Source organism: Glaciecola sp. 33A (genome assembly GCF_002836745.1).
In the GTDB taxonomy this organism is placed as follows: Bacteria; Pseudomonadota; Gammaproteobacteria; order Enterobacterales; family Alteromonadaceae; genus Glaciecola.
Genome location: NZ_PJAR01000032.1, coordinates 1 through 18,657 on the forward strand (window position 1 = coordinate 1; position 18,657 = coordinate 18,657).

At 39.4% G+C, this 18,657-nt stretch carries 15 protein-coding genes and 1 pseudogene; 10 read left to right on the forward strand and 6 right to left on the reverse strand.

All coding sequences use genetic code 11. From position 1 onward, the window contains the following. Positions 1 to 723: 723 nt before the first annotated feature. Positions 724 to 1,698 (reverse strand): acyl-CoA thioester hydrolase/BAAT C-terminal domain-containing protein, encoded by a 975-nt coding sequence (locus CXF81_RS05675; RefSeq protein WP_101180403.1) that lies wholly within the window; start codon positions 1,696 to 1,698, stop codon positions 724 to 726. Between the two features lie 282 nt (positions 1,699 to 1,980). On the opposite strand from CXF81_RS05675, the gene CXF81_RS05680 reads away from it, so the two are divergent. The 8 genes and pseudogenes from CXF81_RS05680 to CXF81_RS05720 all read left to right on the forward strand — a co-directional run bounded on the left by CXF81_RS05680 (position 1,981) and on the right by CXF81_RS05720 (position 10,566). After that, positions 1,981 to 2,433: a hypothetical protein gene (locus tag CXF81_RS05680; RefSeq protein ID WP_101180404.1), complete on the forward strand. Its 453-nt coding sequence runs from the start codon at positions 1,981 to 1,983 to the stop codon at positions 2,431 to 2,433. 381 nt (positions 2,434 to 2,814) lie between these two features. Beyond that, positions 2,815 to 4,319: pseudogene (locus CXF81_RS05685) on the forward strand (transposase). A 712-nt stretch (positions 4,320 to 5,031) separates the two neighbouring features. Continuing rightward, entirely contained in the window at positions 5,032 to 5,385 is a 354-nt protein-coding gene (locus CXF81_RS05695) for a hypothetical protein (protein WP_101180406.1), read from the forward strand. Positions 5,386 to 5,502: 117 nt separating this feature from the next. Then, positions 5,503 to 7,221 carry a hypothetical protein gene (locus tag CXF81_RS05700; protein WP_157825501.1) on the forward strand — a complete coding sequence of 573 codons (1,719 nt, stop codon included), beginning with the start codon at positions 5,503 to 5,505 and terminating at the stop codon, positions 7,219 to 7,221. 18 nt (positions 7,222 to 7,239) lie between these two features. After that, positions 7,240 to 7,611 carry a hypothetical protein gene (locus CXF81_RS05705; RefSeq protein ID WP_101180408.1) on the forward strand — a complete coding sequence of 124 codons (372 nt, stop codon included), beginning with the start codon at positions 7,240 to 7,242 and terminating at the stop codon, positions 7,609 to 7,611. Positions 7,612 to 7,752: 141 nt separating this feature from the next. After that, on the forward strand, positions 7,753 to 8,088 hold the full coding sequence (locus CXF81_RS05710) for a hypothetical protein (protein WP_232771793.1): 336 nt from the start codon (positions 7,753 to 7,755) through the stop codon (positions 8,086 to 8,088). Between the two features lie 226 nt (positions 8,089 to 8,314). Next, positions 8,315 to 9,472 carry an IS30 family transposase gene (locus tag CXF81_RS05715; protein ID WP_101180409.1) on the forward strand — a complete coding sequence of 386 codons (1,158 nt, stop codon included), beginning with the start codon at positions 8,315 to 8,317 and terminating at the stop codon, positions 9,470 to 9,472. A gap of 452 nt (positions 9,473 to 9,924) precedes the next feature. Further along, positions 9,925 to 10,566, forward strand: a complete 642-nt coding sequence (locus tag CXF81_RS05720; RefSeq protein ID WP_101180410.1) for a hypothetical protein — start codon at positions 9,925 to 9,927, stop codon at positions 10,564 to 10,566. Positions 10,567 to 10,986: 420 nt separating this feature from the next. Here the strand turns inward: CXF81_RS05720 and CXF81_RS05725 are convergent, their stop codons facing one another. The 3 genes from CXF81_RS05725 to CXF81_RS05735 form a co-directional block, all read right to left on the reverse strand. Next, positions 10,987 to 12,732 carry a hypothetical protein gene (locus tag CXF81_RS05725; RefSeq protein ID WP_101180411.1) on the reverse strand — a complete coding sequence of 582 codons (1,746 nt, stop codon included), beginning with the start codon at positions 12,730 to 12,732 and terminating at the stop codon, positions 10,987 to 10,989. A 530-nt stretch (positions 12,733 to 13,262) separates the two neighbouring features. Beyond that, a complete protein-coding gene (locus CXF81_RS05730; RefSeq protein ID WP_101180412.1) occupies positions 13,263 to 13,511 on the reverse strand; it encodes a hypothetical protein in 249 nt (82 codons plus the stop codon). A gap of 668 nt (positions 13,512 to 14,179) precedes the next feature. Further along, a complete protein-coding gene (locus tag CXF81_RS05735; protein ID WP_101180413.1) occupies positions 14,180 to 15,247 on the reverse strand; it encodes a hypothetical protein in 1,068 nt (355 codons plus the stop codon). 1,222 nt (positions 15,248 to 16,469) lie between these two features. Between CXF81_RS05735 and CXF81_RS05745 the strand changes: the two genes are divergently transcribed. Together CXF81_RS05745 and CXF81_RS05750 are read left to right on the forward strand one after the other, a co-directional pair. Further along, the gene (locus CXF81_RS05745; protein WP_157825502.1) at positions 16,470 to 16,841 is read left to right on the forward strand and encodes a hypothetical protein; all 372 of its coding nucleotides are present in this window, start codon (positions 16,470 to 16,472) and stop codon (positions 16,839 to 16,841) included. Then, positions 16,838 to 17,035 (forward strand): helix-turn-helix transcriptional regulator, encoded by a 198-nt coding sequence (locus CXF81_RS05750; RefSeq protein ID WP_101180415.1) that lies wholly within the window; start codon positions 16,838 to 16,840, stop codon positions 17,033 to 17,035. The genes CXF81_RS05745 and CXF81_RS05750 overlap by 4 nt, the downstream gene beginning before the upstream one ends. Positions 17,036 to 17,179: 144 nt before the next feature. On the opposite strand, the gene CXF81_RS05755 is transcribed toward CXF81_RS05750, so the two are convergent. Together CXF81_RS05755 and CXF81_RS05760 are read right to left on the reverse strand one after the other, a co-directional pair. Further along, positions 17,180 to 17,650 carry an NfeD family protein gene (locus CXF81_RS05755; protein WP_101180416.1) on the reverse strand — a complete coding sequence of 157 codons (471 nt, stop codon included), beginning with the start codon at positions 17,648 to 17,650 and terminating at the stop codon, positions 17,180 to 17,182. A gap of 1 nt (position 17,651) precedes the next feature. Then, positions 17,652 to 18,593, reverse strand: a complete 942-nt coding sequence (locus CXF81_RS05760) for an SPFH domain-containing protein (RefSeq protein ID WP_101180417.1) — start codon at positions 18,591 to 18,593, stop codon at positions 17,652 to 17,654. Positions 18,594 to 18,657: the final 64 nt, after the last annotated feature.

An 18,657-nucleotide genomic window follows, 5' to 3' on the forward strand; every position in this document is an offset into this window, starting at 1 on the left:
GATATCTCATAAAAACGAGAACTAATTTACCTGTTCTTGAGTTTGAAAAAGATGAACTTCCTTTTAAGATCGAACTCAAATTGACGATTACCAAGTTGCAAATGCCTGAATTAGTTTTAAGGTGATTGTTACTTTATGATGCGCCATTCGATAGTAACTTATTTTAAAAAGGTCAGTTGCTACGGTATTTATTTACGAATAACAATCCAAAATTGAAAACTTAGATTGAGATTGTAACTTTGAATCCAAAGCATCGCTCGTGCAGGGCTTTTTTTTACAGGGAAGGGATCATCAATAGAATAATGTTGTCACTTCTACAATCCCAACATTTCTCCAGAAACCGAGAGATTTTTGCCAGCAGGCATGATGCGCTCAAGATAATCAGGATATCGAGGGTTTTGACCGTATAGTTTTGGGCCCTGAGCTAGCTATTCACGGCTTAATTTGCTCAGATTGGCTGCCTCGCTCAACTTCTTTAGCCGAGGCCAGAAATTGTCTTAGACAGCTGAACGGCAATAGCCGTCACACGAGCGTGAAGATATCAATTGAGCGTTTAGTACCAGATGCGGATATTCGATTGTGCGCAAAATCTAACGAGTTAGAGAAAGCAGATATTTCATACAACAACTACCTATACCGAAAGGCAACGTTCACGATTGAAGCTTAAAAAATCAATACCTGTTGAATAGAACAGGTATGTCGTTTATTCCACGTACACTCATATTAATTACCTTTACATCTCGGATTACGGTCAAAAGTTTCGGTAATAAATTTGAGAGCATCATCAACAGGCTCTTCGTATAACGTTAAAAAATGATCAAGTTCATAAGACAGCAGCGTAAACTGGTGATCAGGGTTTTTGTTGTTGACTCGCTCCATAATATCTTGCGACATTTCGTGAGATTGCCAGACGGAGTCGAGTTTAGCGCCTTGTAGTAAAACAGGTTTTGATATTCTTTCAACGGGTATACTGGCCTGTTCGAGTATTTTTGTATTTTCGATACCTGCTTCATGCAAGGCTCTAGCTTCGATTGGCCCTTTTGTTAAATAGGCAAACATTCCTCTGGAGAACCAAGGGTACTCAACAAATGGAAGTGGCTCATCATTAACACGCCACGAAGAATTTCGAGCTAAGGTAATCTGATTTGATTGCCATACCACACTAGATGGCACTACGGCGATTGTAGCATCAGCAAAGTCAGTATATGCTGCAATTAGCAACGCAAGCTCTGCACCTTTAGAAACACCAAGAATAGCAACGCAGCGTTGATTACCCTTGTCGTCAGTTGAAACATCTTTAATACGTTTAACTATCGATTCAATCGGAATTTCTTTTACATAAGGTGGAGTGCCAGGTGCTTGATGGTAAGCAATAGAAGCGACTGAGTAACCATTGGCAATAATTGCTTTGGCTAGGGTACGAGATTTAAGAGTGCCGCCTTCGGAGCCTCCTAGCACTAAAACGATAGGTGAGTTATTGGCCGTGTCCTTCGAGTCGCGAAGGATGTAACTTGAGCGAACATCACCTGCAGGGAACTCCGAGCTAAGGCCAGTGCCTCGTTGAAGAGACCACTGTACCATGTCTGAATAAAAGTCAGAGGTAGCGGTATTCGCTACTTTTGGTTGGCTAGTGCAAGCACTAAGTAAAAACAAAACCACGATTATAAGACAGTTTATAATGCCTATTGAATGACTCAATTGTATATTCCTTTATTCATAGGCTCCATTCGACAGTAAGGATACTTCTCAATCTACTTTGTTTCAAGCACCTATTTGTATCCCGAGCGTCGCCGAACTGCCCGAACTTGTCATAGCCAACTGAACGGCAAACCGGACACACAATTGAAATAGAGTTAAGTGAAGTGAAGAGCTTCTTCCAAGAAGGGGAACGATAGTATAAAATTAAATAACGCAAAGCATTCAAGGGTATCTTTCGTTGAGGCACGTAGGCGTTAAAAAATAGTTACTAAAGGACTAATAATGACAAAAAACACTCTGCAACTGGAAAAATTCTCTTCGCTTCAACGCCGAATCATTGGTTTGTGGTTGCTAACGATATTTGTATATTTAGCCTATGTTGGGTTTACAGATGAGTCTCTATCAATATTGTTTCTATCTGGAATAACAAACATTTTATTATTACCGCTCTATTGGACTAAATTTAGGCAAGATGAGATGAATAATCGGATAAGCAACCCTGTAGAACACTTTAGAGTAGAAAATAATCTGGTTACGATTGGCGATAGTAAGTTGCCCTTAGAGAAAGTAAAAAGAGTAGCTATTGACTTACAAGATAACATTGCTTATTGCTCGCTCCCTTTTAATCATATAAAACCTGGTGTTTATCCAAGCTTCACTTTCCCTGCGGAGCTGGCTGAAGCATTAACGCGGCACATCAGAGCTAAGTTACCATTGGCCACGATTATTGAATAATCAGCCCCAAAGCATATTTTTTAACCAATTAGACTAAAATAGAACTAGGTAATAAACGATAAACGGCCATGGGACTAAATGAAACCAGACTCACTCCTCCTTGGTCGAAGAAGACTAAATCACAGGAAATAGCTGCGACTGGTTTCTGGGCAGAAGTGGTAAGACAGCGTTCGGTTGGATTACCAAAAATCGCTTAAACAAGATTAATTTACCGAAACAGGAACGACTATAAACTGCCCTTTTTTGCATTATTAGGTAAGCTCGCCATATTGTATTTTTTGCCAAATTATAACGGGCTTCAATACGGCAAAACCGGACTGTCAGCCAGTCGTAAATTGAGCCTGTTTTTGCAACACTTGTCAGTATCAAATTCAAGGATGAATGGATGTGCTGGCAACGCAACAAGGCCGAACCTATAAGCGCCATCGACCAGAAACAACGCTACTCTATCAATTGGTTGAACGTTACTACCCAGTTTTTACCGCAAACTTAGCCGACCAAGGCAAGTATTTACCCAAGTATGTTGAGCGTGAGTTTGATGATTTCTTGCGTTGTGGACGACTAAAGCACGGTTTTTTGCGCGTGGTATGTGGTGACTGCAAACATGAGAAGTTAGTTGCCTTTAGCCGCAAACGCAGGGGCTTCTGCCCTAGTTGTGGCGCAAGAAGAATGGCCGAGAGTGGAGCACTGTTGGTTGATGATATACTTGGGGGTTACCCAGTTCGTCAATGGGTGTTAAGTTTACCCATCCCCCTTCGATTGTTACTAGCAAGATACCCACGTGAATTAAGCAAGGTGATGCAAATTATTCACCGCGCTATTTCTACACACATAGTACACAAAGCAGGTTTTACCAACAAACAAGCGAAAACTGGGGCAGTTACCCTTATTCAGCGATTTGGAAGTGCACTTAACTTAAACATCCACTTCCACATGTTGTTCTTAGAAGGTGCCATTTCCGAAGAACCATGGGGCGGTACCACCTTTACACGAATAAAAGCACCATCTCATAGCGACATGGTCGAACTAGTCCATACAATCAGCCAACGCATCGCTCAATATTTAGAAAGAGTCGGCTTGGTTGAGCGCGATATGGAAAGCAGTTTTCTTAACTTGCCTGTTGATGATGAAGACAGTCTATTGCACCTGCAAGGTGCTTCAGTCAGCTACCGCATAGCGATGGGACCTCAACAAGGCCAGAAGGTGTTTACGCTACAAACATTACCGGCTAGCAATGCCGGCGAGTATGGTCAGGTAGCTAATACAAGTGGATTTTCCTTACATGCTGGCGTGTTCGCCAATGCCGATGAGCCAGATAAATTAGAAAGACTTTGCCGTTATATCAGCCGACCAGCGATTAGTGAGCAACGTTTAAGCATGACCGACCAGGAAAAAGTGCACTATGAATTGAAAACACCTTATCGTGACGGTACAACCCACGTATTCTTTGATCCTCTAGACTTTATTGGCAAACTAGCTGCTCTCATTCCACCACCAAGACTTAACTTAACTCGGTTTTTCGGCGTATTCGCCCCTAACAGCAACCTTCGTGCACAAGTCACCGCTTCCCAGCGAGGTAAGAATAGCCCTATAAAGAAGATAGCCAAACTGATAATCCTTATCACGCTAGAGGCATGAGTTGGATACAGCGCTTAAGACGGGTATTCAATATTGACATCAACGAATGCGAAAAATGCAAAAAACACAATGTAAGCATCATCGCTTGCATTATAGATATCCATGTTATTCAAAAAATATTGAAGCATTTAGACAAAAAGTACCTAACTTCTAAACAAACAACGATATTACCACCATTACGTGCGCCACCTGAAGAGCAATACGCAAACGATTTTACTATTCAACGTGACTTCAACTTTGGGGCATAGACTACCTTTACTGCAAGAGTGAAAGAAACACACTATTACATGGTGGGAGCAATGGCATCCTGATCACCCAATTCCTGTACCAATAGCCTATCTTCGCATGACATTTCAAACTAACACGTCATACAAAACTTCCACAATTAAACACTTCCACAAACTGAGCTAGTCTAGAAGACAACTGTAACCAAGGGCTAGTAAATAGCTTTTATTCTTCTTATACTCAATTTTAAGTGTTCGTTTAAATTCCTAAACCATATCCTTATTGGTAATTTTTCACTAAATCCTACAAAGTCCGACATGAAAAGTGGGGACCTTTCTAATTTTCATTAAAAAATTTGACATTAAAAATAATTAATGTTGAAAAATAAAAATGTGATTAGATTCAAGGAATGAAATTTTGAACATAAAATCTAGATTTATCCTCATGCTTTTTTTACTCGGAGTAAGTGCTGAAGTATTTGCGGTTTGCCAAGTACGTTATATTACTATCAGAGAAGACGGTCAACCCCCTGAAACCGTGGCAGTATGGGTATGTGACTGAGGTGGTGGTGTTGGTCCAGGTGTTGGTCCAGGTGGTGGCGGCGGTGGTCCAGGTGATGGTGATGGTCCAGGTGATCCTCCTCCCGCACCAATCGATCCTGAACTAGACGCTCCATCATGCGCAGCAATCGAGGAAGCCTTAGAAGATAGAGACTGCGAAGAAGATATTGTAGATATGTCCCCCAATGGTTGTACCGGTGTTCCAAACGGTGGAACAACTCCTAGTGGACGTTCTTACAGTTTTCTAGGTGCTTGTAATTCTCACGATCTCTGTTATGGTTTTTCAGGTAGCTCTCAAACGCATTGTGATCAAACATTCTTATCGAATCTGTATCAGATTTGTGATGATGAATTTGGTTCGGCTGCAACAGTATTAGGCCTTCCAAACGTTGCTCGAGCATCTTGCCGCATTCATGCTGGTGCAATGGGTATAGGAGTTACTATTGTAGGGGCACCTTGGTTCAACCAAGCTCTAAACGATTCTGTTTGCAATCAGTTTAACGACGCTCACGATCAAAATAATTGCTAAAGTTAGATAAAAATGATGAGAAAATTTTATTGGGTAGGTTTCTCTTTACTAATAATATTCGGATTTGTAATATTTCTTACTGATAGTGAAACGAGTCTTAGTAACAACGAAGTTATTTTGAAACAAGAAGCATCAGTCTCAGCAGTACGCCATAATGAAAAATATGGCGATCCTACTGAGGCTTTATCAATGTGGGGCTATAACCAAAACAATTATTGTCTCAACTCCTATACCGAGGTCATCGGCTTTTCAACCGATTTACAAAATATTGCAAAGAAAAATACGAAGAGAATGTCAGTGTTTTTTGACGATAGGTTGGAGTTTTTGACATCAACAAAAACTTTTATAGATTATGAAACTTCAAACATTTCAGATTATTTTGTATCACCGGATATCATAAAAGCCGAAACATTTTCTCGGAAAGAATCTGAAGATATTCTAGCTATAGCTAGATCATCTCTAGAGAACATGGACATTCTTTTTAAAAATTATAGTGGAAATCTTGAATTTACTCAGTTTTTAGTAGGGAACTACAACCTTTTTCATATTGGTATTTTTGAAACTCAGTTGCAAACAATGGGGAAAGATAGTCTACAGTCAATTTTGATGAGAGCTATTATTGCAAATGTTCCGGTAGAATATATCGAACTGATATATGAAGCCTCAATGGACCCATCAATTTTTCTTTACAGCACTAAAAGCAAACAAAAATCAGTCATTCAATTTGCTTTAGAGAATTCTGCTTTTAACTTGATACCATTCTTTATATCTCAAAATGCGCCAACCTACATGCATACACCAGAAAACTCGTTTTATTACTCTCTTGGGATAGGGGCTAAATCAGCAAAAGATATAAATGACATATGGAATATAGTTGACCTTTTAGTTCCTATAATCGGAGAGCCTACCGCACCAGATGTGCTAAAAATCATACAAAATTCTGAAGGGAACCTAGGTTTAGAAAAATTAAATTATTTTGGATATGATGCCTTAAGCTTTGGTGTAAGACAGCATGAGAGGGTTTTTGAGACTAACCAGTTTGATGAGAAGTGGTTAAAACAAAACACCACATACGTACTTGAAAACTGGCGACACTATATTGTAGATGTAGATAAAAATTCTCAATGCAAATCGGTTAGCAAAGAAAATTATCATTGGACAGATGAAAAATTAATTTCTTGGTACCGTCAAAATTTAAGGAATGGGAACACGCTGAATGAAATTGACCGCGAGTTATCAAACATATCTAGACTTTATGTAGAGCGTGCAAGATCCTTTATTCTAAGAGGTGATATCAGTCTAGTTGACTCTGCAAGCTCCCGCAATAATAAAGACTTGATTTCCATACTTGAATTAGTCGAGCAGGAGGAGTGGCTCGCGGCAGAGAGTAGCATCAAGAAATTAAGATCGGAAGAGGCCTTGGTGGGCCTAACTAATTCTATGATAATGAGAGCATCATCAATTGATGTGTTAAACCAGATACTGAAAATAGGAGCCAAATTAGACGCAACTAGTTTAATTACCGCTCTGCATTTAAAAGACTCAAACACACTTCACTGGTTGTTACAAAATGGTGTAGATTTTAATTCAAAAGACATGTTCGGCAGAGAATTAATTTATTGGATTGTAGTTCTAAATAGATTTGATATTGCAGCTGAGTTCCAATCCGAGTTAGAGTCTGTAGAAATTTACTCTGATACATTTGGACTGAATCCAAATGAACTATTAAAGCTACAATGTGTCGCATCTCAAGATAATGCTAAATATTTAGAACGATTCAAAATCGCAAGTAATCTAAGCAAATCTGTCAATTCGGCTAAATGTAATAGTATTTGAAACTAAGGATTGTTTATTATGACTATTGTTAAGTTAAACGTAAGTGTTCTCGTTTTCATATCTGCACTTTTCATGAGTGTCGCTTATGGAAAATTCATTGTATCTGCAAATTTTGTATTGTATATGATGGTCCCTACCTTAATTTTTTCATTAGGGTCCCTACTGATAAAGCCTGGCTGGAGCATTCGTATGTTTACTTTTAGTTATGCTGGCTTAGGGTTAGCTATATTAGTAACGTTAATCACCGTCTACCTTGGATCACAAAAAATAGTGCATCTAGACGCAATTGGTGCAGGAATTTGGTTTTTAGTCGGTTTTCCCATAATTAGTATAATTCTGTGTATGTGTGGTACTTTTTTAGGAGCTCAGACAAGTAGCCACGTCAAATAGGTGAGCGCCTAGTAAACAGCGCACAATCTTGTCGCTTACTATTGCCACTTTATCTGGAGCTGAAAACAACGTTCTTGTGCAGAAAGTCCCTACGAAGATGCAAACAAACGCTATCAACTCATTTGCAATTAGAGAATCTTGTTGTTTCAACTGACACCATATAGTTTGAGGGCAGTGCTAAGCGATTTCATAGATCCTTATTTGAGGTATGAGCAACACCTAGAGGCAATTGCAGGGTGTGAGGAAACAACGGATCATATGGTAGAGCACCTTATACGGCTTTTTGGGGCTGAAAACTTTAAAGAGCTTAGTGAGACGCCAGAGCAAATGCGAAATGAGATGCAGCGAATAACTAGCATTATTCCTGATGAAAGTAGAGAAGTATTAATCGATAGAGTGGCAACTGTGTCAAATGACATGAAAGATACAATTGAAAATCACTTAAAGAACAGGATGTTAATTTGCAGCTCAATCTGAACCAGTGAGGGTGTATTTTGCACTAAATATTGACCCTACCAAGAATTGGCCAAGCACTGATTCGTCTACCCAAGAAAGCAATTTTTTGGGTCATTTATTCAATGCAATTGTGGGTCAATAATCAATGCAAATTAACATATAGATTATTGTGGTTGAATGACTATAAACTGCTGTGAGTTCAATTGGTCAATGCAACGCTATACTAAAATAAAGCGGAGGCGTTGCCATGAAACAGAGAAGAAGAATTTATTATAATGCACAACAACGTGCCTTAATTTGGGAGCGATATCAGCAAGGTGAATCTTTGCATGACATAGCAAAGTTTTTTGATAGAGGCCATTCAAGCATACAGGGCATATTAGTTAAAACCGGGGGAATCAAACCTCGAGCTAAAAAAAGAGCACCATCATGTTTAACAGCTCAAGAACGAGAAGAAATTTCTCGCGGTCTATCATCGCAATTATCTATTCGCGAAATAGCCAAACAACTGAATCGCGCGCCCTCAACAATATCTAGAGAAGTTAATCGCAATGGTGGCCGCATTATTTATAGGGCGAACAAAGCTGATATAGCTGCGTGGGAACGAGCAAAACGACCAAAACCCTGTAAACTTATATTGAATAAAGCATTGGCAAAGTTAATTGCGATGAAATTACATCGTAGCTGGTCACCACAGCAAATCGCTGGTTGGTTGATGCGAACTTATCCTAACAAGGACTTGCATGTGTCTCACGAAACAATATATAAAACGCTTTATATCCAAACGAGAGGAGCATTGAAAAAAGAACTTCAAAAATGCTTGCGCTCTCAGCGGGTTATGAGACGTTCCAAACACGCAACCTTGAAAGGAAAAGGTTTAGGTAAGATAGTCGATGCTGTGCATATTAGTGAAAGACCACCAGAAGTAGCAGATAGAGCGGTTCCTGGTCAGTGGGAAGGAGACCTAATTGCAGGCTCAGGAAATAGCTATATCGCTACTTTAGTTGAGCGGCACTCTCGTTATGTAATGTTAGTTAAAGTCGCCAGTAACAAAACAGCAGCTGTTATTAGCGCGCTGATAAATCAATCGAAAAAACTACCCGACGAATTATATAAAACATTAACGTGGGATAGAGGGTGCGAAATGTCTAATCACAAGGAATTCACTTTAGCCACCAACATTCAAGTTTACTTCTGCGATCCGAAGTCACCCTGGCAACGAGGCTCAAACGAAAATACAAACCGACTTTTGCGTCAATACTTCCCTAAGGGAACAGACCTCAATGTCCATTCTCAACAAAAATTAAGTCAAGTTGCTAGACAACTAAACGAAAGGCCAAGAAAAACGTTAGACTATGAGACACCAGCAGAGAGATTTAACCAATGTGTTGCGTCCATCTGTTGAACTCACAGCTCATAGCCGACTGCCAGGGCTCTTACGTCAATTGGCGCTTTGTGCCAATTGCGGTCATTGGGCACTTTTGATTGTTACTTCGGCTAAACGGCAATTGCAGTCGTACGCGGTTCAAAATTGTGTGGGAAGTTTATGTTATAAATATGCGTAGAGGTGCGCGATAATGACAGGCTCTTCCGAGCCTAAATCCGTCATACAATATAATCTTTTCGTATAAAGTTTGATTTAGTTCAAACAAATTCTACGAATAAGCCATTATATGGTTGTGGTTGTGGTTGTGGTTGTGGTTGTGGTTGTGGTTGCGGTTGCGGATAATATAGCAATGTTTTGGGTAGGTGGATAAGAATAACGTGTGTTATTTCGATTCTGAGTTAATATACAAAGCACTAGAAACGATAAGAACAATTGTTAGTTATTATAAGTAAAGGGGTTACTTTACACTCATGACAGGAATGGACTGGTTTGGAATTTCCGCCTCTGCAATTCTATCAATTATAGCGCTTATTGATTTGTGGCGAATCAATACATCTTTAAAATCAAAACTTCTTACAAGTTTACTGTTGGTCTTTCCTATTCTTGGCGTCACTATGTATTTGATACTCAGGCCGGATATAAAGAAAGTAAGGCATAGCTCACAATTCAATCATTATTATGGAAGAGGGTATTACTACCCTTACCAAATTATGAAAACACAGCTTAAGTTTGCAAAAGAAAATGCCAATAAAATAGGTAAAGAAATAGATGTAGGCCTGTCAATATGGCCGAGTCCTAGCGGAGATGCAGAGTTAATCTCAAAAAATGTTGCTTCAGTTGACATCGATAGAGCATTTGACAGCTTGTCTTGGGAAGATATTTGTTTTGTAACCCTAGTGAAAGATAAATATTTATGGCTTGAAGTCAGTGGTAGTCATAGCGATGGATTCTGTGCAAAACTGGTAAAAGATGATGGCGAATTTTTTATCGAGCCTCCTCCATCATCACCTCAAGAAATGAAAAAGCTAATAATGTTATTCTACTCAGATAGTCAAAACTTCATAGACAATGTAATCAAGAGTAAAAGACAGGTTATATTTCCCAATCAATAATTTTTTTACTATAGCTAGTAGAAGAATTTACTCCTATGAGCTGTTCGGCCAGCATATTCGATTGTGCTTAATTTCTGCGCAGACAAGTATGGTAAAAAACGCGATTGACGGCTGCCTGAACTAGCGCTTTTTTTTGGACTTTGGAGCAAGTTGAATAAGTTGGACTGTATTGCCAAAAATCGCTTAAACAATGTTAATTTACCGAAAACAGGTACTGCGACAAATTGACCTATTGCGTCTGATTGGGTAAGCTCGTCATATTGTATTTTTTGCCAAATTATGACGGGCTTTAATACGGCATAAGCCGACGTTGGACGAAGACAATGCCGGCGGTGACAAGGTTCAGCATGCAATGTAATTTAACACCGCGTTCAAAAATGAAACTCACAAAAAGCGGACGTTATCATTTCTCATTATATGTTACTCGTTAGGTATTTTGCATAAGTCCTCACCGATATCAATATTATCAAAACAAGTTATTGGTTGTGGTGATGTATCAACTGGCGAATAGCGCAATATAACAGAGTCCTCTGCGGCGGTGAGGGGAGCTTCAAAGTTGGTTTCCCGAGGTACACTAAAAATAGTTTTGTCCAAATTAGTTTCATCACTTTCAATTAGAAAGAGGACACTGTCGGTCAAAACGGCTATCCGTTTTATTTTGGCTCTGATAGTTATTTGAGATCTACCGGCCTGTGCCAAATCTGCTCCATTTTGATTGCTTAAAAGCTTATTTAAAAAAGCGCGGCGAGCTACTTCTGGCGTTGTACCCGTTGCAAAAATATCACGGTTATTATAGGCAACCATCCCATAACCCTGGCGATTGCCGCTACTGTCTTTCAATATGCTCACATAAGTGGTTACACCATCGACGTTGTAGGGTTGTGGACTGGATGCTTTGTATCCGGCCTCTTGCACAGCACCTTCCATGACCGTTTGTGCCACGCTCTCTGTTAGTCCTTGGCGTCGGTAAAAGATCGCTTTGCCGGTTCGTGAGTTACCCATTACAAAACCCATTGTTCCCTCTTGGGATGAACCATCAGATTGAACACCCGTGTACCAAACACCTTGTCCGTCGGATGTGTAAGTAAAAAGGGTTCCTGGGGTTGCCCTAATTACGTTATCGCCAATAAACACCGCATTTAGCCATCCAGCTATATACGTTCCCCAATCGTCCACTTGACTGGCGAATATATCTTGCGGATATATCCTATCAATCCAGTCTGGAGCTTGTTCGGGAGAGAACTCCTCAAATTCGCCTGTAGTGGCATCTAACATAACGACAGATTTGACGTCCAGCCCCTTCACTCCAATTACACTATGTAAAACTGGTAATACCCAATACGGCTTTAAATCTTCATCTCTTAGTTCTAAGGCGGGTGCGCCAAATCTTACTTGTGCATAGCCGGAGTTGAACAAATAGCGTTTGATGTTATCGAAACCATAAAAGCCACTATCACCATACCGTATAGGGAATTTGTCGAGTACTAATGCAGCGTCATTTATGTCAGTAGCACTAACCATGACGTAACCTGGAGATTCTGAATTATTGAACCATTTGATTAAGCTTTTATTCACCAATGGCGCAACCCAATACAATTGGCTATTTACACTTTGAATCCTTAACTCATCAAATTCATATCTAGAGCCTAAACCTAGTCGTTTACTGAGCATAGTTTGCGCTGTTTTAAAGGCCAAGTTCTGGTCAATATATCTTCCCTGCTGAGCGTCAATTAGAGTTTCACTAGCATCGAAAACCTCAGTTTCGGTGAGTGCAAGCCGTTGACGAAATTCATCAGCATTAAAAGCGGCTGAACTAGTAACCAAATAGACTAATAGTGCGATGATACAACTTGATGCATATACAACAATTGATGTGTCAACACTTGAGTGATGAGCGCTCCTAATTTGTTGTGCATTGTTTGACTGATTAAAAATAGAGGACAATCCTAGTCCTAGGCCTGCGAATAGAAAAATAGAGACGTAGATTGGATATTCACTAAAAGACAAGCTCGGGTGAACGAAAAAGCTCAGGAACAAAGCAATGGGAAAAATTACAACGGTCATCATTAACAAAGAACTAGTGCTTTTAAAGCCTTGCTTAAGACTAAAACCTGCACATATTAGCGAGGTCAATGTGTATAAAAGACTACTGAGAAAAATTATCATTGCTTGCCTTAAGAATTGTAAAGTTAGCCAAATCATACAGATATAGAAGGGCTATTCAATATTTTTATGGGCGCTAAAAAGTAAAGAGGGTATACCTAAGTTAACAGGTATGCTCCAAGAAGTGCTCAGACAAAATCTAATCTAAACGACTATATACTGCCATTTTTTGCCTAAGACAGCTCAACGGCAATTGCGGTCATACGAGCATGAAGATATCAAATGAGCGTTTAGTGCCAATAACGGTCATTTCGGCCTCAATATTATTTGCGCTACTGAAGGAAGCGGACGTTTCAAAATCACCATCGAAGGGCTCCAAAGGGCAGACTTCAGAAACAAAACGGTGTCGGAAAATAAAACCTCAGTGTTAGTTTAGTAAGTGCTAGCAGCACTCTCCAATGCGTTGCATTGACCTATCTGTTTTCTAATGTAAGCGCCACAGCGTTGGAAGGATATTTTCGAGCAATTGTTACAAATGGTCGTAGGACGAGAAGGTTCCTAAAGAGCGCACCAACGAGATGCGCTACAAATTATTACTCCGGTATATCGGTCTTTTTATCTTGGTTTTGTAAACACATCATTAAGACCGCCTCGGCATTCATTGCATCAAAAGATGCCGCTGCCCATTCTGAAGATCCAAAAGTAGTATCGGCTAATACACTTTCAGCCTCTTGGAGGTTCGACGCCTCGCTCCCACAAGTACCGGCGATAGCTGCACCTTGCATAAAAAAGGTTACACAGATTAATGATGCTATTCTTATTGATATTTTCTTTGTTGACATTTCTTTATCCTTGTCTAAATTTAATTAATCGAACATTCTTGTTCCCCTATAAATTACTGAACTGTAATAAAGCTGTCAAGCTAAAATAACATGCAATATGTCTAATTTACCTCAATAATTCGCAAACATTTTAACAGCGTATGACGGTTATTGCCGTGGAAGGGCCAGTGAGGTTAACAAGGCTCAATGACCGGTCTACGGTATCACACATCAAATTCATGAAATGCCTCCTTATCGTGGGCTTTACAGACATTTGCACAATTGAAAAACAATCCAAAATTATCTAACTTTAGTAACGCCCTACATCTACAGATGTCATACTTCAGCTATAGCTCACTCAAAGCGATAAATTCATTTAGAGCCAGCTCTATGCAGGCAAAGACGTTCAGCATAGTGCGCCTAGTTTGATTATAGGTACTTCTTGAGCAAATATACTTTGAGCGGATAGGCTAGCAACTGCGGCTATACTAAGCAAACTGGGTCGTACGATGTTGTGAACAATTTGAGACATATGTTCCCCCTGTCGTTTTAGCAAAATTATGTTTGTTAATAGTGTATTTCTTATTTTTAGTCGTGGAGCTTACACGAGGTGTTGTATTTTATGGCGCAAGGTTGGTCCGGAAAATAGCCAGTGTGCACCGGTGTGAGAAGCAAAGGAGAATATTAGTTTATTGGTATTCAAAATCGTAATATTGATTAATATTTTTGCCCGTCAAAAGCTTATCTATTTGTTCGTTTTTCTTAACTGAACCTGTCCCTATTGTTGCAAATTTTAATTCTTTCATATGAACGAGTGGCTCAAAATCCCTTGGTGTTAGATTAGTAGAATCCATACGAAAAATCAGATCCACTAATTGAGTACAATTGAACAAAGTAGATATTTTTTCTAATGCTTTCATGTTTTCAATAAAGACCCTTTTAAGTTGCGGGGTATGCATAAACTCAGGTAACGTAGTCACTTTGTTTAAGCTAGATAGGCTTAAACATTGCAATTTCTTGAGATGCGAAATAAAAGATAAATCGGTCATTCCCCTAATTTCTGAAAGCCCAAAGCCTTTGAGGTTGAGGTCTTTTAAGCTGCAAAAATCTTCACATTTGACAAGGTCTAAAAATAATTCTTCAAGCAAAGGAAGCTGGCCTAAAAAATTAAAGTTATCGACTGTAATACCTGCAAGCGACAAAGACTCTAGCTTGCTTAATTCGCCAATTATATGAAGATGTTTTTTATGGCCATGAATAGATAGATTTTTTAGGTTTTTGTAACTCTGCAAAAAAGCGAGGTTTGGCTTTTTTGATTTTGTTCTGCCTAAGCGTAAATCGGTGATTGATTCACCGATGTCAGCAATAAGGTCAAAGCTTTTTAGGTCATAAACCTGCAAGTTAAGTGCTTTCAGAAATTGTAACTCGGAAATTGACTCAATGTTTATTGAGTCATCAATTGAATCAATCGAGAGCTTTTCAACTCTAGGAATTAAATTAAGAAACTTAAGGTCGCAAACTGTTGCATAAAATCCGTAAACTCTAATCCAAATATCCTTTCTTTCAGTCAATATGGTGTCATTCAACAGTGTCCATGACCGCTCACTGATAGGCTTGGATATTTGAACAGTGTCAATGTGTGGGTTTGATATTATTTCCTCAGCGTATTGTTCAGAAAGCCCACCGCCAAGGTTCACGTAACCATACTTTCGAATATATTCTTGCATCCAATCTTCTGTTTCCTGCATATTTGCCATGACGTCGTAAAAAGCCCTTATATTAAATAGTGTTTCTATTCTTATGCTTCATCAAAATTTGTTGTGAAGTGTTTATTAACCAAGTGTAAGGCAAATTAACGCTATGTACTAGTTCAAGCATATCTTGATGAGATGGCGATTTGATAGGGGTAAAGGTGATGCCACATCAAAGATTTTGACTTATAGCGCCTTCCAGAAACAGCATGTGGAAGTGGATATTTAGGTTGAGGGCACAGCGGTCATATTGATTCTAACAACGACTGTCTCCTAACTGCCCATTTGAGACAGTCACCAGATAATATTGCAAGCTCCGTTTCTGGCACTAAGTCTTAGTTGAGAAAGAACTTTGCATTAGGCCATATGCTCCAAATTCAGACGCAGAGTAGCACCTGTAAAATTGCAAGACGCCTATGTTGGGAATGACTGATTCATAAAAACTGAGGAATCGAAGAACCGATTATAGAGGCTACGCAAAAAAGCCTTGAAAATGCAGTCAAATTTTCCGAAAACATTGCGAGTGAATCATCTCAAATGAAGAGCAATGTCGAGGTTCTAGGAAAAATTATTGCAGCACAGAAATCAAATCTCGGTAGCAGCGATATTCAGATACTAGCGGACAAAACACATCATAATATTCTAGGTCAGGGTGTCACTATGGGCTTGGAGTTTCTTCTTTCCCATGCAAGCAGAAAAAGTAAGTTCAGCGATCGCCTTCATTAATATTGGCAATGAGAGGCAAAAAATTGTTCAGTTGAAGTAAGCCTCCATGACCGGTTTTGGGACACTCAAGCCGGTTGACGTCGACAATGGAAGCTTTGCCCAATCAAGCTGACTATACCCACCGAAGTAATTCCTTACATTTTGGCTTCGATAGGCCAATGGCGGGGTTTCGCTAACTATTACGTTGTAAGTAAAATTAATCTCTGAATAATGTCTTGGTTATTTGGTATACGAATATTTGGCATTCGTACTTGCCATTCGTCCTAGCTTCCAGGGCTGGCAGAGTCAAATTGTGCTCGACGGAGAGCTGATAGTCTAAAACAGAGACGATAGCCAGCGGCGAGCGATCATCGGCTCTTCATGTAAAGTAATAAAGTCTTTATGTAAAGGTGTCTTGACATAAAGAAGGTAAGGCTGTAATGTAAAGTCAACTTGATATAAAGACTAAGGATCTGTACATATGAACAAATTAACCGCTTCAACATCGAAAAAGGAAAAAGGGATGAAAAATTTAATTTTTGTTGCATCGACATTTATTTGGATAGCCATGATGATTTTTATCGATAAAGGAATTCTCTATGGATGGTTTGCGTCAGACATGCAAATCAATTTGCTTATTGCCTTTGATACCATACTTGGCATCGTGGTTATCTTTATGTTTATAAACCTATTAAAATCTATGGATGAATTGCAACGAAAAATTCAATTTGATGCGCTTGCATTTTCGATGGGTGCAACCTTTGTTGCATCGATAACCTATTCATTGCTTACTACAGCGCAAATTGTCCGAGACTCTGAAACATCAGATCTTATATTAATCATGACTTTTTGTTATATGGCCTCTGTTATCTGCGGGCAGGTAAAATACAGATGAAAAATAGGTTAAAAGTTCTACGGGCTGAGCGTGATTGGACTCAAGCTGATCTTGCAAATAAGCTCGACGTGAGTCGTCAAACTATTAACTCAATAGAAAAAGACAAGTACGATCCCAGTTTACCTTTGGCATTTAAAGTCGCACGTCTTTTTCAACAATCTATTGAATCAATTTTTATTGATAATGAAGCTTAATTTCCTTTAGATAGTCGGATAGGGGCGTGGAGAAATCAAACAGAATAGATCAATGCTGTAGACAATTATAAAAAAGACGACAGTAGAAAAACGCTTATCAAATGATACGGTCTTCCTGCGTCGTCTCTATTATTTAACAGCCTACTAAGCTTTTTTTGCTCTGATAAGCAACGAACCAACATCAGCCTTTACGACTTCTACCAAGGTTCCTTTTACTAAGTCTTCGTGAGCATTTAAATACCAACTGATACCAGAGAATTGGTATTTAGGCTTTTCCTTCATTGGCAAAGCAGCTTCAACATTTTCTGGCAACACAAAGCTATGCCCTACTAGGTCAGAATCGGCGCGACGATAATCAACGGTATTTTGTAATTTCGCCAGTTTTGTCCATAGCAGCGCAGCAAATACAGCAGTGAAAACGGCAATTGAAATCATCGTCCAAGCATATGTTTCTGGAATTAATCCTGCCCACATAATTATCGCTGTAGCAATAGCGGCTAAGCCAGTAAAAGTCAGGAAAAATGTGCTAAAACCCAATACGACAACCTCAACGATTAAAAGTATGACACCTATAATTAATATTGTTTCAATCAAGTTGTTAGCAAATAATTCCATATTAGACTCCTTTTTTAGTCATAGCATTGATGATGCTTGTTGCCTGCGCAACAACGGATGCGATATCCGTACCTGAGTCGGGTAACAGTATAACACTCGACTCTTTGGCTATGGCTTTCTTAGCTTCAATCGCTCTTGTAGCGAGATCAAGTTGAATTGCCTTTTGGCCTTGCTCAGTATTGGCTGCTTCACCTACTTTTCTTAAGGCCTCGGCTTGGGCTTCTGCGACAGCGACTATTGCTGATGCTTCACCTTGCGCTCGCAATATTTGTTGTGACTTGTCAGCTTCAGCGGCCAATACAACAGCGGCTTTTTGACCTTCAGCACGGTTAATCGCAGATTGTCTATCACCTTCAGATTCTAGAATCTGTGCGCGTTTCACCCTTTCCGCCTTCATTTGCGCTTCCATCGCTTCCATAATAGAACCTGGCGGAATGATGTCTTTAATTTCATATCGCATCACCTGAATTCCCCAAGGGCCAGCCGCTTGGTTAATTGCTGTTACGATGTTTAAGTTCAATATGTCTCTTTCTTCAAAAGTCTTGTCGAGTTCCATCTTACCTAATTCAGAACGCATGGTGGTTTGCGCTAATTGTATTACGGCAAACGCATAGTCCTCTACGCCATAGGTCGCTTTGTAAGGGTCCATCACTCGAAAATATAAAACACCATCAACCATTAATGAAATATTATCCTTGGTGATTGCGCTTTGTTCTTGTACATCGACGGCCTGTTCCTTTAATGAACGGTCTGCTGAAATACGGTCAATGAAGGGTAAAATGAAGTTTAGTCCAGCTTCTTTAGTCGACTGGAATTTGCCAAATCGCTCGATAACAAAGACCCTGTTTTGTGGCACAAATTTAATGCTGCTTCTCAACAACACTAAAACCAAAATGATAATGGCGACTTCTACGGTCAAGATATAATTAAACAATATTTCCATGTACTACTTCCTTTTTGTCGGTTTAACATTACGATTAGCTCTAATTGCATTTGAGCATAGCCTA